The following is a 16,874-nucleotide window of genomic DNA, read 5'->3' as shown; positions in this document are numbered from 1 at the left end:
CGTGATCGACAAGCAAAACCTTCGTATCAATGCCATCGCCGCCGCCATGCTGGCGATGTCGCTGGGAGCCTCGAGCGCGATCGCGGCCGGCGCTTCGGCACCGCTGCCGGTCAAGGAACCGGGCACCTCCGCGCCGGCCGATGCGGTGACCTCCAACCGCATCCTGGTGCGCTACAACGCCGGCAGCGCCGCGGCCAGCGACCGCAGCGCCAAGCTATCGGCGGTGCAGTCGGCGGTGGGCCGCGCCAGCCTCGGCGGCGGCAACGGCATCTCGCGCGCGGCCGCGGCCAGCGTGCGCGCCGAGTACGTGCGCACCCTGGGCATCGGCGCGGACCTGATCCGCCTGACCGGCAAGCTGAGCAAGGCCGACCTGGACAAGGTGGTGGCCGAGATCGCCGCCGACCCGGCGGTGAAGTACGCGCAGGTCGACGCCAAGCTGCGCCCGGTCGAGGTGCTGCGGGCCAAGGCGCAGGTGCAGCCGCAGTTCGTGCCCAACGACCCGCTGTACGCGCAGTACCAGTGGCACTACAGCAACGCCAACGGCGGCATCAACGCGCCGGCCGCGTGGGACGTGTCCAAGGGCGACGGCGTGGTGGTGGCGGTGCTCGACACCGGCATCCTGCCGAACCACCCGGACGTGGCGGTGAACCTGCTGCAGGGCTACGACTTCATTTCCGACGCGGCGACCTCGCGGCGTGCGACCGACGACCGCGTGCCGGGCGCGCTGGACTACGGCGACTGGGTGGAGAACGACAACGAGTGCTACGCCGGCTCCGTCGCCGACGACAGTTCCTGGCACGGCAGCCACGTCGCCGGCACCGTCGCCGAGGCGACCAACAACGGCGTCGGCATGGCCGGCGTGGCGCCCAACGCCACCGTGCTGCCGGTGCGCGTGCTCGGCAAGTGCGGCGGCTACACCTCCGACATCGCCGACGCCATCATCTGGGCCTCGGGCGGCACCGTGTCCGGCGTGCCGGCCAACCAGAACCCGGCCGAGGTCATCAACATGAGCCTGGGCGGCGGCGGTGCCTGCGACAGCGTCACCCAGGACGCGATCAACGGCGCGGTCTCGCGCGGCACCACGGTGGTGGTGGCCGCCGGCAACAACACCGCCAATGCCGCCAACTTCAGCCCGGCCAGCTGCGACAACGTGATCGCGGTCGGTGCCACCCGCATCACCGGCGGCATCACCTACTACTCCAACTACGGCGCCAAGGTGGACCTGTCCGGTCCGGGCGGCGGCGGCAGCGTCGACGGCAACCCGGGCGGCTATGTCTGGCAGAACGGCTACACCGGCGCGACCACGCCGACCTCCGGCAACTACACCTACATGGGCATGGGCGGCACCTCGATGGCCTCGCCGCACGTGGCCGCGGTGGCGGCGCTGGTGCAGAGCGCGCTGATCGCCGCGGGCAAGGCGCCGCTGACCCCGGCTGCGCTGGAGACCTTGCTCAAGCAGACCGCGCGTCCGTTCCCGGTGTCGATCCCGTCCAGCACCCCGATCGGCACCGGCATCGTCGATGCCAAGGCCGCGCTGGACAAGGCGCTGGAAGAGCCGTGCGATCCGGCCACCGAGCAGTGCGCGCCGACGGCGACCGCGCTGACCAACAAGGTGGCGGTGGCGGGCCTGGCCGGTGCCGCCGGCAACGAGGCGCTGTACAGCTTCGAGGCCAAGGCCGGCGCGGTGCTGAGCTTCCTCACCTACGGCGGCAGCGGCAACGTGTCGATGTACGTGAGCTTCGGCAAGGAGCCGGGCACCGGCAATGCCGACGCCAAGTCGACCCGTCCGGGCAACAACGAGACGGTGCGCTTCACCGCGCCGCAGGCCGGCACCTACTACATCAAGCTGGTCGGCGAGAGCACCTACAGCGGCGTCAGCCTAGTCGCGCGCCAGTAAGCGCACGCGGCGCAGGGAGGCGCCATGGTGTCCCAGGAAACCCGGCTCCGGCCGGGTTTCCTGCGTCTGCAGCAGGCGCACAGGCCGCAGTCGCGGCTCCGGTGGCCGGCGCCTAACCGTCCACCATCGCCTGCCGGAATGTCAGGCCGATGACGGCGGCGCGTCCTGCCAGCGCCGACGTCCTGGCCGCCGGTAGACAGCGACGCCGGCGCGCGCCGGATTCGGCGTCGGGTCATGCCGAACTGCTAAAGTCGCACGGTCATCTGGGAGGGATCGCGTGAATGCGCTCGTGAAGGACACTGCCGTCGCCGTGGAGACGCCCGAAACCCGCATCATCGCGGCGTTGCTGGCCAAGGGCCGGCTCAAGGACGGCGACCTGGCGCGCGCGCGGCAACTGCAGCGCGAATCCGGCGGCGGACTGCTGGCGCTGCTGGCGCGCCTGGGCCTGGTCTCCGAGCGCGACCATGCCGAACTCAGCGCCGAGGTCCTGGGCCTGCCGCTGCTCGACGCCAAGCAGCTGCCGGCCACCGCGCCGGAGAGCCTGCCCGAGGCGCAACCGCTGTCGCTGCGCTTCCTCAAGCAATTTCATGTGTGCCCGCTGGGCGAACACGACGGCGTGCTGGAACTGTGGATGGCCGATCCGCACGACGCCTATGCCGCCGACGCGGTGCGCCTGGCCACCGGCCTGCAGGTGCTGCCGCGGGTCGGCCTGCGCTCGGAGATCGACGACCTGATCGAGCGCTGGTTCGGCCAGGGCCGCAGCGCGATGGGCGCGATCGTGGAAACCGCCGACGGCGACAGCGTCGCCGCCGACGACATCGAGCACCTGCGCGACCTGGCTTCCGAGGCGCCGGTGATCCGCCTGGTCAACCTGGTGATCCAGCGCGCGGTGGAACTGCGCGCCTCGGACATCCACATCGAACCGTTCGAGAGCCGGCTGAAGGTGCGCTACCGCGTCGACGGCGTGCTGATCGACGGTGAGAGCCCGCCGGCGAACCTGACCGCGGCAGTGATCAGCCGCGTCAAGATCATGGCCAAGCTCAACATCGCCGAGCGCCGCCTGCCGCAGGACGGCCGCATCATGCTGCGGGTGCAGGGCAAGGAGCTGGACCTGCGCGTGAGCACCGTGCCCACCGCGCACGGCGAGAGCGTGGTGATGCGTCTGCTCGACCGCGAGACCGTGGTGTTCGACTTCCACCGGCTCGGCTTCACCGACGCGTTCCTGCCGCAGTTCCGCAAGGTGCTGGAGCAGCCGCACGGCATCCTGCTGGTCACCGGCCCCACCGGCTCGGGCAAGACCACCACGCTGTACACCGCGCTGAGCCAGCTCAACACCGCCGACGTCAAGATCATCACCGTCGAGGATCCGGTCGAATACCAGATCGAAGGCATCAACCAGATCCAGGCCAAGCCGCAGATCGGCCTGGATTTCTCGCATGCGCTGCGCAGCATCGTGCGCCAGGACCCGGACATCATCATGATCGGCGAAATGCGCGACCTGGAGACGGCGCGCATCGCCATCCAGTCCGCGCTGACCGGTCACCTGGTGCTGTCCACGCTGCACACCAACAACGCTGCCGGCGGCATCACCCGCCTGCTCGACATGGGCGTGGAGGACTACCTGCTGACCTCCACCATCAACGGCATCCTCGCCCAGCGCCTGGTGCGGCGGCTGGAGCCGACCCATGCCGAGCGCTATGCGGCCTCGCCGGAGGAGATCGAGAAGTTCGAGCTGCGCCGGCTGCAGCCTGAAGGCGAGATCTTCCTGTACCGCCCGCGGCCCTCGGCGATCGCGCCGACCGGCTACGTGGGCCGCACCACCATCATGGAATTCCTGGTGATGAACGACGTGCTGCGCCGTGCGGTGATGCGCCACGCCGGCATGGGCGAGATCGAGCAACTGGCGCGCGAGGCCGGCATGCGCACCATGTACGAAGACGGCCTGGCCAAGGCGCTCAGCGGCCAGACCACGATCGAGGAAGTGCTGCGCGTGACGGAGGAAACCTGATGCGCGCGGCGTGCGCTCCGGCTGTGGAGGCGTGTCGCCTGGCCATGCGCGGGCTGCCCGTGTTCGGGAACGCACCGGCCGCGCGCGATGCGCTCTCCCATTCCCGATTCCCCATTCTCCAGTCCCAGCTCCAGCCCTGATGCCCCTGTACCGCTACAAGGCCCTGGACTCGCATGGCGAGATCCTGGAAGGGCAGATGGAAGCCGCCAGCGAGGCGGAGGTGGCGCTGCGCCTGCAGGAGCAGGGGCACATGCCGATGCAGGCCAGGCTGGCGGCCGAGGGCGGCGGCACCTCGCTGCGCGGGTTGTTCCGGCCCAAGCCGTTCGACGGCGCGGCGCTGGTGCAGTTCACCCAGCAGCTGGCGACCCTGCTCAGCGCCGGCCAGCCACTGGACCGCGCGCTGTCGATCCTGCTCGAACTGCCCGAGGACGAGCGTTCCAAGCGCACCGTCGGCGACATCCGCGACGCGGTGCGCGGCGGCGCGCCGCTGTCCACCGCGCTGGAGCGCCAGCACGGGCTGTTCTCGCGCCTGTACATCAACATGGTGCGCGCCGGCGAGGCCGGCGGCAGCCTGCACGACACCCTGCAGCGCCTGGCCGAGTACCTGGAGCGCAGCCGCGAACTGCGCGGGCGCGTGATCAACGCGCTGATCTACCCGGCGATTCTGGTCAGCGTGGTCGGCTGCGCGCTGCTGTTCCTGCTCGGCTACGTGGTGCCGCAGTTCGCGCAGATGTACGAGAGCCTGGACGTGGCCCTGCCGTGGTTCACCCAGGCGGTGCTGAGCGTGGGCCTGTTCGTGCGCGACTGGTGGATCGTGCTGCTGGTGGTGCCCGGGGTGACCATCCTGGCGGTGGACCGCAAGCGCCGCGACCCGGCGTTCCGCGCCAGCTTCGATGCCTGGCTGCTGCGGCAGCGTTTCGTCGGCGTGCTGATCGCCCGGCTGGAGACTGCGCGCCTGACCCGCACGCTCGGCACGCTGCTGCGCAACGGCGTGCCGCTGCTGGCGGCGCTGGGCATCTCCCGCAACGTGCTGTCGAACCTGGCGCTGACCGCCGACGTCGGCGCCGCCGCCGACGACGTCAAGAACGGCCACGGGCTGTCGGCATCGCTGTCCAAGGGCAAGCGCTTCCCGCGCCTGGCGCTGCAGATGATCCAGGTCGGCGAGGAATCGGGCGCGCTCGACATCATGCTGCTGAAGACCGCCGACACCTTCGAACAGGAGACCGCCCAGGCCATCGACCGCCTGCTGGCGGCGATGGTGCCGGCGATCACCCTGGTCCTGGCCTCGGTGGTCGGCCTGGTGATCATTTCCGTCCTTGTTCCGCTTTACGACCTTACCAATGCGATTGGGTGAGGTGCCACGCTTATGCGCCATGGCGCATGTGGCGCCGAACGCCCGGCCAGGGATGGCCGGGCCGGTGGTTCCGGCGCTCGTGATGTTGCGCCATGGATGGCGATGCAGGCTTCTGGCGCAGTGGACGAATGAATCGAAGGAGGCCATGCGCTTGCGAACCGCAGGTTCGCGCATGGCCGAACGCCCGGCCATGGATGGCCGGGCCGGTCTGTCCGGCGCCGGCGATGCGACGCCATGGACGGCAGCGGCCTTGCCTGGTGCGTCCGCGCGGTGCGCCATGGCGCATGTGGCGCCGAACGCCCGGCCCCGTCCGGGCCTCAGGCGACTGCCACGGAGTGTGACGCCGCGCGGTCCCGGCCGGGAACCTTCGGCCGCCGCCCCTGTCCCATTGCCAGCGGCGCCTTGCGCGCCGGCCGCGGCCGTGCGTGCGCGCGGCACGGATCCTCCGGCGGCAGGTGTGACGGCGTGCGTGACGCGCCGCTGTACCGCCGGCCGCCGCCGGCTGCCATCGTCACCGTGTTCGGCTACATAGGTCTTCCACCGCAAGGATCCATGCAATGCGCACTCTCCGCCGCTCCCTCACCCGTTCCCCGTCCGCCGCACGCCAGGCGGGCATGAGCCTGCTGGAAATCATCATCGTCATCGTGCTGATCGGCGCGGTGCTGACCCTGGTCGGCAGCCGCGTGCTCGGCGGCGCCGATCGCGGCAAGGCCAACCTGGCCAAGTCGCAGATCCAGACCCTGGCCGGCAAGGTCGACAACTACCAGCTCGATACCGGCAAGCTGCCGTCCAAGCTCGACGACCTGGTCACCGCGCCGGGCGGCGTCAGCGGCTGGCTCGGCCCGTATGCCAAGCCCGCCGAACTGAACGACCCCTGGGGCCACCCGATCGAGTACAAGGTGCCCGGCGACGGCCGTCCGTTCGACCTGATCAGCCTGGGCAAGGACGGCCAGCCCGGCGGCAGCAGTTACGACGCCGACATCAAGTACGAGTGATCCGGCGCCGTGATCCGGGCCCCTGCCGGCGCGCTGCGCTTCGGCGCGCCGGCGTGCGCGCCGGCCGCGCGTGCGCGCATGCGCGGCGTCTCGTTGCTGGAGATGCTGCTGGTGGTGGGCCTGATCGCGATCGCCGCGCTGCTGGCGGCCTCGGTGCTGACCGGCGGCATCGACGGCATGCGCCTGCGCTCGGCGGCCAAGGAGATCGCCTCGCAACTGCGCTACACCCGCACCCAGGCGATCGCCAGCGGCCAGCCGCAGCGGTTCCTGATCGATCCGCAGGCGCACCGCTGGCAGGCGCCCAACGGCCGCCACGGCGAGATCCCGCCGTCGCTGACGATCCGCTTCACCGGCGCGCGCCAGGCGCAGCGCCGCGAAGGGGAGGGCGCGATCCAGTTCTTCGAGGACGGCGCCTCCAGCGGCGGACGCATCGAGCTGCAGGCGCGTCAGGCGCGCTGGCGCATCGACGTGACCTGGCTGACCGGCGAAGTCACGGTCGGGCGTGCGCCGGAGCAGGCGGGTTCATGAACCGCCAGCGCGGCTACACCCTGATCGAGGTGATCGTGGCGTTCGCGCTGCTGGCGCTGGCGCTGACCCTGCTGCTCGGCTCGCTGTCCGGCGCCGCGCGCCAAGTGCAGCGCGCCGACCAAGTGAGCCGTGCCACGCTGTACGCGCAGTCGCTGCTGGCGGCGCAGGGCGTGGAGCAGCCGCTGCAGCCCGGGCGCAGCCAGGGCACCCTGGACCAGGGCCGCTACCGCTGGACCCTGGACGTGGCGCCCTACACGGATCCGCGGCGGCCGCCCGATGCCGCGGTGACGCCCGGCGCACCGACCCTGCTGCAACTGAGCCTGCAGGTGCGCTGGGGGGATGCGCCGGCGCAGGCGCTGCAGTGGAAGACCCTGCGCCTGGTCGCCCCGCAAGGCAACGGGGTGCCGCAATGAACGCACGCGCGCCGCACCGCGCCAGCGCGCGCGGCTTCACCCTGATCGAAGTGCTGCTGGCCACGGTGCTGCTGGTCGGCGGCCTGACCCTGGCCTTCGCCACGCTGCGCTCGGCGATGGCGATCAGCGGCCGCGGCGAGGCGATCGCCGGACGCAGCGAACGCATGCGCGCGGTCGAAGGCTTCCTGCGCCGGCGCCTGAGCGGCGCGCAGTCGCTGCCGCTGGATATCGACACGCACACGCTGCAGCCGGTGCGTTTCGTCGGCGAACCGCAGCGCATGCAGTTCGTGGCCGATCTGCCCGAGTACCTCGGCCGCGGCGGCCCCTACCTGCACGACCTGCGGGTCAGCGGCGAGGGCGACCATCGGCAACTGGCGATCGCGCTGGTGCAGGTGCAGGCCGGCAAGCAACTGGTCGAGACCCCGCCGCGCCCGCCCGAACCGCTGGCGCGCGACCTGCGCGAGGTGCGCTTCCGCTACCGCGGCCTGGATCCGGAGCGCGGCACCATCGGCCCCTGGCAGGAGCGCTGGGAGCGCACCGACACGCTGCCGCTGCTGGTCTCGATCGAACTGCGCAGCGGCGACGGCACGGCGTGGCCGCCGCTGGTGGTGGCGCTGCGCCAGGCCGGCGGCGCGGAGATGCGGCAATGAGCGCGGCGCATCGCCACCGCGGCGCCGCGCTGGTGCTGGTGCTGTGGCTGATCGCGCTGCTGACCGCGCTGATCGGCGCCTTCGCGCTGACCGCGCGCACCGAGAACCTGCAGGGCAAGGTGCTGGGCGATGGCGCCGAGGCGCAGGAGCGCGCCCGCGCCGGCCTGGAATACGCGCTGACCCGGCTCGCCGGCACCCCCACCCAGCCGGGCTGGCGTGCCGACGGCCGGCGCTACCGCTGGCAGTACGAAGGCGCCACGGTCGATCTGCGGGTCACCGACGAAAGCGGCAAGGTCGATCTGAACATGGCCGATGCGCCGCTGCTGGCGGCGCTGGTGCGCGCGGTCGGCGAGGATCCGCAGCGCGCCGAGCGCATCGCCGCGGCGATCGTGGACTGGCGCGACCCGGACAACCTGACCCAGCCCAACGGCGCCGAGGATCCGGACTACGCCGCGGCCGGCCTGCCCTACGGCGCCAAGGATGCGCCGTTCGAAAGCCTGGCCGAGTTGCAACTGGTACTGGGCATGGACCCGGAGCTGTACGCCAAGCTGCTGCCCAACCTGACCCTGTACGGCGGGGTGTCGCGGCCGACGCCGGACTTCGCGCCGGGGCCGGTGCTGACCGCGCTCGGCCTGGACGCGCAGCAGGTGCTGGCGCAGCGCGAACGCACCGACCAGACCCAGCTCGGCATGGTCGGCATGGGCGGGGGCGGCACCTACAGCATCGAAAGCCGGGCGCGGTTGGGCAATGGCCGCGAGGGCGTGTTGCGCGCGGTGGTGCGCCCAGGCTCGTCGGCGCTGCCGGGCTCCGCCTACACTGTGTTGCGTTGGGAAGAAGGAACGACGGTGCGATGACGGCGTGGCGCGACACGATGGACAAACTTGGCGTACGCATCGCCCCCGGTGCGGGCGGGCTGCTGGCCTGGTGGCAGCGCTCGCTGATGGCGTGGCTGCCGCCGCGCTGGCAACTTCAGCTGGGCTGGTCGCAGGCGCGGCTGCTGCTGTGGCGCGAGGGCGAGCAGCTGATGCTGGCGCGGCAGGTCGAGTCCGAGCTGGGCGCGCCGCTGGCGCTGCCGTGGCCGCTGCTGCCCGCCGAACTGGAGGCGCTGCTGGGGCCGCGCCTGGCGGCGTTGCCGCGGGTGTGGCTGCTGCCGGCCGAGGCGGCGCTGCAACGCCGGCTGCGGCTGCCGGCGGCGGCGGCCGAGCACCTGCGCGAGGTGGTGAAGTTCGAGATCGACCGGCAGACCCCGTTCCAGGCCGACCAGGTGATCTACGACGTGCGCGCCGACGGCCGCCGCGACGACGCCCAGCTCGATGCCGAACTGGTGGTGGCGCCGCGCCGCGTGCTGGACGACCTGCAGGCCAGCGCCGGTGCGCTGCGCCCGACCCTGGCCGGCATCGACGTCGCTGGTAGCGATGGCGCGCCGCTGGGGGTGAACCTGTTGCCGCAGGAACAGCGCCACCGCCGCGCCGACCCGATGCGGCGCTGGAACGCGATCCTCGCCGCCACTGCCCTGCTGGCGCTGTGCGCGGCCGGCTGGCAGTTGCTGGACAATCGCCGCGATGCGCTGGAGCACCTGCGCACGCAGGTGGACAGCGGCGCGCAGCGCGCACGCGCGGTGGCCGCGCAGCGCCAGCAATTGCTCGATCTGGTCGAAGGCGCCGCGTTCTTCGACCAGTTGCGCGCCGAGCGTCCGGCCTCGGTGGAGGTCTGGAACGAGCTGAGCAAGCGCCTGCCGGAGGGCACCTATCTGGAGAAGTTCTCGATCGAGGGCAACCAGTTGCAGTTGATCGGCCTCAGCAGCGAGGCCTCGTCGCTGGTCGGGCGCCTGGAAGGTTCGCCGCTGTGGCGTACGCCGTCGCTGACCGGCGTGCTGCAGGCCGATCCGGGCAGCCACCGCGACCGCTTCACCCTCACCGCCGAGCTGGCCGGCACCAAGCGCAAGGAGGCCGCCGATGCCGGTGCAGGTCGATAAGCGCGACCGCTGGCTGGCGCTGGGCCTGCTGCTGGCGGCACTGGCGCTGGGCTACCTGGTGCTGGTGCATCCGTGGTGGACCGTGCCGATGCGCGAGGTCGATGCGCAGATCCAGGAACTTCAGCAGCGCGAGCTGCGCGTGCGGATGCAGTTGCAGCAGGCGCCGCAGGTGGCGCAACGGCTGCAGCAGGCGCAGCGCGACCTGGCCACGCGCCCGGGCTTCCTGCGCGAGACCTCGGCCGAGCTGGCCTCGGCCGGCCTGGTGCAGCGCCTGGAAAGCGCGGTGGCCACGGCCAGTCCCGGCAACCGCAGTTGCGCGATCAGCAACCGCTCGCCGCTGGCCGCCGACAACCGCAGCGATCGCTTCACCCGCGTCGCGGTGCAGGTGCGTCTGCGCTGCGGCACGCCGGAACTGGCGGCCGTACTGCATGCGCTGGAGAGCGGTACGCCGGCGCTGTTCATCGACAACCTCAACGTGATGGCGCAGCGGTACCAGCTCTCGCCGGGCGAGAGCGGCAACGGCCTAGACGTGGCCTTCGAACTGGCCGGCTACCTGCGCCCGAACGCGATGCCGGCGCCGCCGGCGGCGTCCGCCGGTCCCGACCCGTCTGCCGCGACGGCACCCGCCGCCGCCACGCCGGTGATGAACGCCGGCGGGTCCGCCGGCGCCGGGCCGAGCGAGCCGGCGTCCATGCCGCCACCGCCGCCGCCGCCGGGCACGCCCGGCGCGACCAATCCGCCGGGTGCGCCCGGTGCCGCGAATGCCGCACCGGCGGACCTGCCGCAACAGGTGGAGGGCCGCCATGCGAATTGAAGCGATGGGCCTGCGCACCGTGTGGCTGGGCACGCTGGCGCTGTGGGGGCTGCTGGTCTGGGCGCTGGGCCTGGGCGGGCTCGGCGAGCGCGTGGCGCCGCTGCCCGACGATCCGTCGATGCTGCAGCGGCTGCCGGGCTTGCCCGCGGCCACCACGCAGCGTCTGGGCGATTTCTCGCAGTACGGCGAGATCGCCGCGCGGCCGATATTTGCCGAGGACCGCCGCCCGCATCCGTTCTTCCTCAGCGCCGACAACGGCCAGGCCGCCGCGCCCAACGTGCGCCTGACCGGCGTGCTGCTCACCGACCGCTTCAAGATGGCGACGCTGACCACCGAGCAGGGCGAATCGCTGCGCCTGAAGGAAGGCGGCGACGCCGTGCAGGGCTGGCGGCTGCTGTCGCTGTCGCCGCGGCAGGCCACGGTCAGCGGTTCCGGTGGCACCCAGACCCTGGAATTGAAGGTGTTCGACGGCAAGGGCGGGCAACCGCCGACCGTGCTCGGCCAGGCCGGACGCGCCGCTGCGCAGGGGCAGATGCCGCCGCCGGCGTCCGCGGCCAATGGCCAGTCCAACGCCAACGCGCCGCGACCGCAGACTCCCTCCGCGTCCAACCCGGTGCCGAACCAGGCGCCGACCCCGAGCGCGCCGCCGCCGTCCTCACCGGCCCCCTCGTCGGAGCAGTTGCAGGCCATCCGCGAGCGGATCGAAGCGCGGCGCCGGCAATTGCAGCAACAGCGCCAGAACAACCCCTCAGGTCAGAACCCTTGAAGAGTGATCGCATGACGCCGCGTCTGTTTTCCCTGTTCCTCGCCATCGGCCTGGTGGCCGGCTGTGCCACCACGCCTTCGCCGGACGTCCGCCGCGGCGCCGCGATCAATCCCCAGGTCGGCGCGGCCGGCAGCACCCAGACCGACGGCGAGGGCGGCCCGGCCGATCCCAATGCCTTGCCCGAGCGCGCCACCCCGGTGATCCGCCGCGGCAGCGGCACCATGATCAATTCCGCGGCCGCCGCGGCGCCGGCGCCGTCGCTGGGCAACGCCAGCAGCGGCAGCGCCACCTTCAACTTCGAAGGCGAATCGCTGCAGGCGGTGGTCAAGGCCATCCTCGGCGACATGCTCGGGCAGAACTACGTGATCGCGCCGGGCGTGCAGGGCACGGTGACCCTGGCCACGCCCAAGCCGGTGTCGCCGGCGCAGGCGCTGAACCTGCTGGAGATGGTGCTGGGCTGGAACAACGCGCGCATGGTCTACAGCGGCGGCCGCTACAACATCGTCCCCGCCGACCAGGCCCTGGCCGGCACGGTGGCGCCGAGCACCGCCTCGCCGGCCAACGCGCGCGGCTTCGAGGTGCGCGTGGTGCCGCTGAAGTACATCTCCGCCAGCGAGATGAAGAAGGTGCTGGAGCCCTACGCGCGGCCCAACGCCATCGTCGGCATCGATAGCTCGCGCAACGTCATCACCCTGGGCGGCACCCGCGCCGAGCTGGAGAACTACCTGCGCACCGTGCAGATCTTCGACGTCGACTGGCTGTCGGGCATGTCGGTGGGCGTGTTTCCGATCCAGTCGGGCAAGGCCGAGCAGGTCGCGGCCGACCTGGAGAAGGTGTTCGGCGAGAACAGCAAGACCCCCAGCGCCGGCATGTTCCGCTTCATGCCGCTGGAGAACGCCAACGCGGTGCTGGTGATCACCCCGCAGGCGCGCTACCTGGACCAGATCCAGGAGTGGCTGGACCGCATCGACAGCGCCGGCGGCGGCGCACGGCTGTTCTCCTACGAGCTCAAGTACATCAAGGCCAAGGATCTGGCCGACCGCCTGGCCGAAGTGTTCGGCGCCGGCGGCAACAACCGCGGCGACTCCAACGCCTCGCTGATGCCGGGCTCGCAGATGAGCCAGTTGAACGGCGGCGGCCTGGGCGGCTTCAACGGCAGCGACAGCAGCAGCCTGGGTGGCGGCAGCCTGGGCAGTAGCGGCAGCAGCAGCGACAGCCTGGGCAGCAGCAGTTCCTCCGGCAGCAGCAGCGGCGGTTTGGGGAGTGGCAGCCTGCAACTGTCGCCGCGCACGTCCGGCAACGGCAGCGTGACCCTGGAAGTGCAGGGCGACAAGGTCGGCGTGTCGGCGGTGGAGGAAACCAACACCCTGCTGGTGCGGTCGACCCCGCAGGCCTGGCGCTCGATCCGCGACGTGGTCGAGAAGCTCGACGTGATGCCGATGCAGGTGCATATCGAGGCGCAGGTTGCGGAGGTCAACCTGTCCGGTGATCTCAAGTACGGTGTCAACTGGTACTTCGAGCAGGCGGTGAATGCGGCGTCCGACGCCACCAATATCGGCATCGGCGGCGGCGCCAATCTGCCCAGCGCGGCGGGCCGCAAGATCTGGGGCGATATCGCCGGCAAGATCACCGGCAGCAGTGGCCTGGGCTGGACCTTCCTCGGCAAGAACGCTGCGGCCGTGATCACCGCGCTGGACGAGGTCACCGACGTCAAGCTGCTGCAGACGCCGTCGGTGTTCGTGCGCAACAACGCCGAGGCCACGCTCAATGTGGGTACGCGCATCCCCATCAATTCGGTGAGCGTCGACACCGGCCTGGGCACCGGCACCACCTACTCGTCGGTGAACTACATCGATACCGGCGTGATCCTGAAGGTGCGCCCGCGCGTGACCAAGGACGGCATGGTGTTCCTGGACATCGTGCAGGAAGTCAGTTCGCCTGGTGCGGCATCGACCAACTGCGGCACCAGCGCCGGCACCAGCACCGCCTGCAACGTGCCGATCAACACGCGCCGGGTCAAGACCGAGGCGGCGGTGCAGAGCGGCGACACCATCATGCTGGCCGGCCTGATCAACGACAGCACCTCCGATGGCAGCAACGGCGTGCCGTACCTGAGCAAGCTGCCGGTGGTCGGCGCGCTGTTCGGGCAGAAGACCCAGAATCGGGATCGCCAGGAAGTGATCGTGCTGATCACGCCGTCGATCGTGCGCAACCCGCAGGAAGCGCGCAATCTCACCGATGAGTACGGAGCGAAGTTCAAGGCCATGGAGCCGCTGCCGGCACGCGGCAAGAAGTAAGCGGGTGAGCCTGCCCATCGTGCTGCTGGCGGTCGGCGTCGACGACGTCGCGCTGGACGCCTGCCTGGGCGCGCTCGAAGCGAACACGCCGGCCGGCACCCGCGTGTGGCTGGCCGACGATGCGCAGGCCGGCCCGCGCGGCATGCGGGTGATCGAGGCCTGGCTGGCGCACACGCGCCTGCAGGCCGACTACACGCGGCGGCCGCGCATGCTCGGCGAGGTGGCGCATCTGGACGAGATGCTGCGCGCCTGCGGCGATGCCGACGTGGCGGTGCTGGCCGCCGACGCGCAGCCCGGGCCGGGCTGGCTGCTGCAGTTGAGCGCCTGCCTGGCGCGCGATGCGGCCATCGCCAGCGCCACGCCGTGGAGCAATGCCGGCGAAGCCTGCGCGTGGCCACGGCTGGGCGAGATCAACCCATTGCCCGAGGATCCCGAGCGCCTGGCGCGGGCCTGCGCGGCGCTGCCGCCGCTGCATCCGGAACTGCCGTCGGCGGTGTGCCATGCGGTGGTGCTGCGCGGGGTGGCGCGGCAACGCGCCGGTGGCCTGGACGCCAGCAGTTACGGCTCCTGGTATGCGGCGCTGACCGACCTGTCGCTGCGCATGGCCGGACTCGGCTGGCGCAACGTGCTGTGCGAGACCGCGCATGTCGCGTGCAGCGGCGAAGGCCGCGCCGCCGACGGCGACATGGACGCGCTGGCCACGCGCTGGCCGGCCTGGCACGCGCGCCTGGCCGGCTTCCTGATGCACGATCCGTTGCGCGCCTGCCGCGAGGAGTTGCAGCGCCTGTACGACACGCTGCCGCCACCGGATCCGCAGCGCGTGCTGTTCGATGCGTAGCCTGTCGCCGTCCGATCTGCGGCTTGCCCATCGCTGGACGCAAACCGGCCGCATCTCGCTGTGGCGTTATCTCGAGAACGAGCGCAACTTTCCCGGCTGGCATCTCAATGCAGACGCGGCCGGGTGCCAGTCGCTGTTGATGCTGCTTGACGCGTTGGCCACCGATGGCGACGGTTCGCGTGTCATCGCGATCACGGCGCCCACCAGGGCCGAGCTTGCCGTTCCAAACAATCGGCGCGGTCGCGCTGCGTGGGTCGCCCCGGAGAAGCTGCGGCTCACCTTCTCGACGATCGATGATCGGTGGTCGTTTCCAGCGGATCTGGCGCCGGCCGCACTCGAGATCGGTGCGGCCTGGCTTGCAGCCCTGCGAGACGGAATCGACGGCATTCCGAAGGGGCGGGGAGACCACTGCATCGGCAGGGGCGATCTTCGCCTGTGGTTCTGGTGGTGAGGCGGGAACGACTTGGCTGGCCATGCAAGCCATTCCCTGCAGCGCGCCTGCGCGGCGCTCTGCAGAGTCGGCTTCACTCCGGTGGCGCGTAGACATCCACCGACACTTCCAGCACGTCGTGGCGCCAGGATTCGATGTCGAATTCCACGGCGCGTCCGTCGGGATCGTAGCTGACGCGCTGCAGGCGGAAGCAGGGCGTGCCGGCGGTGGATTGCAGCAGCGCCGCCTGCTCGGCATCGAGCGTGGCCGGATACATCGACAGCCGGCTGCGCGCCTGTCGCAAGCCCAGGCGCTGGGTCAGCACCGCGCTGAGCGAGCCGGCCAGGTCGTGGTCGAGCAGGCGTGGTGCCCACGCGGCCAGGATCGCATTGGTCTCCAGCAACACTGCGCGGCGCCCGATCCAGCGGCGGCGGCGTAGCACGAACACGTCGGTTGCCGGATCGTCCAGGTGCAGATGACGGGCGAGCGCCGGGCCGGCCGGCTGACGCTGCGCGGCGAGCAGTTCGGTGCGCGGGGCGCCGCCCTGTGCGGCCACGTACTGCATGAAGCCGGCGATGCTGTTGGGATCGTGACGCACCCGCGGCGCGCTGATGAACCAGCCGCGACGGTTCTCGCGGTAGATGTGCCCATCCGATTCCAGTTGCTGCAGGGCCTCGCGCAAGGTGATGCGGGTGCAACCGAACAACGCGGCCAGTTCGCGCTCCACCGGCAGCCGCTGGTCGGCGCGCCATTCGCCGGCGGTGATGCGCGCCAGCAGCGCATCGGCGATGCGTTGAGCGAAGCCGGCGGCGGCGGCAGTGGGGAAGCTCATGTGGCGTTCTGGGCGTGGTGAAGCGTGGCTGACAAGACTACGCTGCCGGCAGGCATGCGGACGGTGGGTGTGTCTCCAATGTTCGCGTGGTTTCTTTGCGCCATCCGCGATGACCTGGCGGCGGCGCATGCTGTGCAGCTAGCCGGCAAAAATGGAGTGACGTATCAGGTGACGGATTGCGCGCGGCGCAGATCGGCCTGCCACAGGCGCAGGCCGTACACCGCCAGCACCACGAATCCTGCATATAGCGCGGCAGTGGGATACAACCCCTTGTACACGAACACGCCGACGTAGACACAGTCCAGCACGATCCACAGGCCCCAGTTGGCGATGCGCTTGCGCGCGGCCCACACGCTGGCGACCACGCTGAACGCCGACAGCGCCGCATCCAGCCACGGCAGCGCCGCATCGGTGTGACGGTGCATCCACCAGCCCAGCAGCGCCGCGCCGGCGGCGCCGGCCAGCAGGGAACGCACCCCTTCGGCCCACGGCAGCGGCCCGACCTGGACCTTGCCGTCGTCGCCCAGGCCGTTGCTCCAGCGCCACCAGCCGTAGCCCTGCAGCACCACGTACAGGCCCTGCAGCAGCATGTCCGAGTACAGCTTCCACTGATAGAACAGCCACGCGTAGAGCAGCACCGCCACCACGTTGACCGGCCAGCACCAGCGCACCCGCCGCGCGGTCAGCCATACACCCAACACGTTGACCAGCACGGCGAGCAATTCGAGGGGGGACATGGTGGGAGGCCGGGATTGGGGAGTGGGGATTCGGGATTGGGGGTGGTTCGCGAGCGCAGTGCATTGCGCGCGTGTTGTAGGAGCGGCTTCAGCCGCGACAGGCGTTACCGGGAAAGCCCGTCGCGGCTGAAGCCGCTCCTACGCTGGTCTTCGGTACAGCTGGCATTCGAGTCGTCTTGGATCAGTGCATCCGTATTGGGGATACTGAAAACGCATCGGATCTTGGGTGCTGTAGGAGCGGCTTCAGCCGCGACCCGTCAGCAATAGCGCGTTGCGGCTAAAACCGCTCCCACACAGGTGACGCTCCATTTCTCGCGCTCGGCTTTTACGAATCCCCAAT

At 70.9% G+C, this 16,874-nt stretch carries 15 protein-coding genes and 1 pseudogene; 14 read left to right on the top strand and 2 right to left on the bottom strand.

Going from position 1 to position 16,874, the window contains the following annotated elements:
• Position 1 precedes the first annotated feature (1 nt).
• From AC1PLR_RS17960 to AC1PLR_RS17895, 14 genes and pseudogenes are all read left to right on the top strand, one after another.
• Positions 2-1,897, top strand: a complete 1,896-nt coding sequence (locus AC1PLR_RS17960) for a S8 family serine peptidase (protein ID WP_019799990.1) — start codon at positions 2-4, stop codon at positions 1,895-1,897.
• Positions 1,898-2,174: 277 nt separating this feature from the next.
• Positions 2,175-3,905 (top strand): type II secretion system ATPase GspE, encoded by a 1,731-nt coding sequence (gene gspE, locus AC1PLR_RS17955; protein WP_420007944.1) that lies wholly within the window; start codon positions 2,175-2,177, stop codon positions 3,903-3,905.
• A gap of 139 nt (positions 3,906-4,044) precedes the next feature.
• Positions 4,045-5,259, top strand: coding sequence for a type II secretion system protein XpsF (gene xpsF / locus AC1PLR_RS17950; RefSeq protein ID WP_481101856.1), 1,215 nt, complete (start codon positions 4,045-4,047; stop codon positions 5,257-5,259).
• Positions 5,260-5,816: 557 nt separating this feature from the next.
• Positions 5,817-6,254, top strand: a complete 438-nt coding sequence (gene gspG, locus AC1PLR_RS17945; protein WP_029562177.1) for a type II secretion system major pseudopilin GspG — start codon at positions 5,817-5,819, stop codon at positions 6,252-6,254.
• A 78-nt stretch (positions 6,255-6,332) separates the two neighbouring features.
• Entirely contained in the window at positions 6,333-6,782 is a 450-nt protein-coding gene (gene xpsH, locus AC1PLR_RS17940; RefSeq protein ID WP_029562178.1) for a type II secretion system protein XpsH, read from the top strand.
• The gene (xpsI, locus tag AC1PLR_RS17935) at positions 6,779-7,195 is read left to right on the top strand and encodes a type II secretion system protein XpsI (RefSeq protein WP_010343594.1); all 417 of its coding nucleotides are present in this window, start codon (positions 6,779-6,781) and stop codon (positions 7,193-7,195) included. Before xpsH ends, xpsI begins: the two co-directional genes overlap by 4 nt.
• Positions 7,192-7,845, top strand: coding sequence for a type II secretion system protein J (locus tag AC1PLR_RS17930; RefSeq protein ID WP_481101855.1), 654 nt, complete (start codon positions 7,192-7,194; stop codon positions 7,843-7,845). Before xpsI ends, AC1PLR_RS17930 begins: the two co-directional genes overlap by 4 nt.
• Positions 7,842-8,699 carry a type II secretion system minor pseudopilin gene (locus tag AC1PLR_RS17925; RefSeq protein WP_481101854.1) on the top strand — a complete coding sequence of 286 codons (858 nt, stop codon included), beginning with the start codon at positions 7,842-7,844 and terminating at the stop codon, positions 8,697-8,699. The genes AC1PLR_RS17930 and AC1PLR_RS17925 overlap by 4 nt, the downstream gene beginning before the upstream one ends.
• Positions 8,696-9,820: a PilN domain-containing protein gene (locus tag AC1PLR_RS17920; protein WP_104609552.1), complete on the top strand. Its 1,125-nt coding sequence runs from the start codon at positions 8,696-8,698 to the stop codon at positions 9,818-9,820. The genes AC1PLR_RS17925 and AC1PLR_RS17920 overlap by 4 nt, the downstream gene beginning before the upstream one ends.
• Positions 9,801-10,445 (top strand): annotated as a pseudogene (gene gspM / locus AC1PLR_RS17915) (type II secretion system protein GspM); the annotation flags it as partial. The gene AC1PLR_RS17920 and the pseudogene gspM, both read left to right, overlap by 20 nt.
• Before the next feature lie 178 nt (positions 10,446-10,623).
• On the top strand, positions 10,624-11,400 hold the full coding sequence (gene xpsN, locus AC1PLR_RS17910; RefSeq protein ID WP_481101853.1) for a type II secretion system protein XpsN: 777 nt from the start codon (positions 10,624-10,626) through the stop codon (positions 11,398-11,400).
• A gap of 11 nt (positions 11,401-11,411) precedes the next feature.
• Positions 11,412-13,697 carry a type II secretion system secretin GspD gene (gene gspD, locus AC1PLR_RS17905; protein ID WP_481101852.1) on the top strand — a complete coding sequence of 762 codons (2,286 nt, stop codon included), beginning with the start codon at positions 11,412-11,414 and terminating at the stop codon, positions 13,695-13,697.
• Positions 13,698-13,701: 4 nt separating this feature from the next.
• Positions 13,702-14,535: a glycosyltransferase gene (locus tag AC1PLR_RS17900; RefSeq protein WP_371183152.1), complete on the top strand. Its 834-nt coding sequence runs from the start codon at positions 13,702-13,704 to the stop codon at positions 14,533-14,535.
• Entirely contained in the window at positions 14,528-14,986 is a 459-nt protein-coding gene (locus tag AC1PLR_RS17895; protein WP_371183154.1) for a hypothetical protein, read from the top strand. The genes AC1PLR_RS17900 and AC1PLR_RS17895 overlap by 8 nt, the downstream gene beginning before the upstream one ends.
• Before the next feature lie 73 nt (positions 14,987-15,059).
• Here the strand turns inward: AC1PLR_RS17895 and AC1PLR_RS17890 are convergent, their stop codons facing one another.
• Together AC1PLR_RS17890 and pnuC are read right to left on the bottom strand one after the other, a co-directional pair.
• The gene (locus AC1PLR_RS17890; protein WP_481101851.1) at positions 15,060-15,797 is read right to left on the bottom strand and encodes a UTRA domain-containing protein; all 738 of its coding nucleotides are present in this window, start codon (positions 15,795-15,797) and stop codon (positions 15,060-15,062) included.
• Positions 15,798-15,961: 164 nt separating this feature from the next.
• The gene (gene pnuC / locus AC1PLR_RS17885; RefSeq protein WP_481101850.1) at positions 15,962-16,534 is read right to left on the bottom strand and encodes a nicotinamide riboside transporter PnuC; all 573 of its coding nucleotides are present in this window, start codon (positions 16,532-16,534) and stop codon (positions 15,962-15,964) included.
• Between the last annotated feature and the right edge of the window lie 340 nt (positions 16,535-16,874).

It is taken from the genome of Xanthomonas sp. NCPPB 3570 (assembly GCF_056725115.1).
Note: the sequence above shows the minus strand (reverse complement) of the source record. Positions and strands in the feature narration are given on the sequence as shown.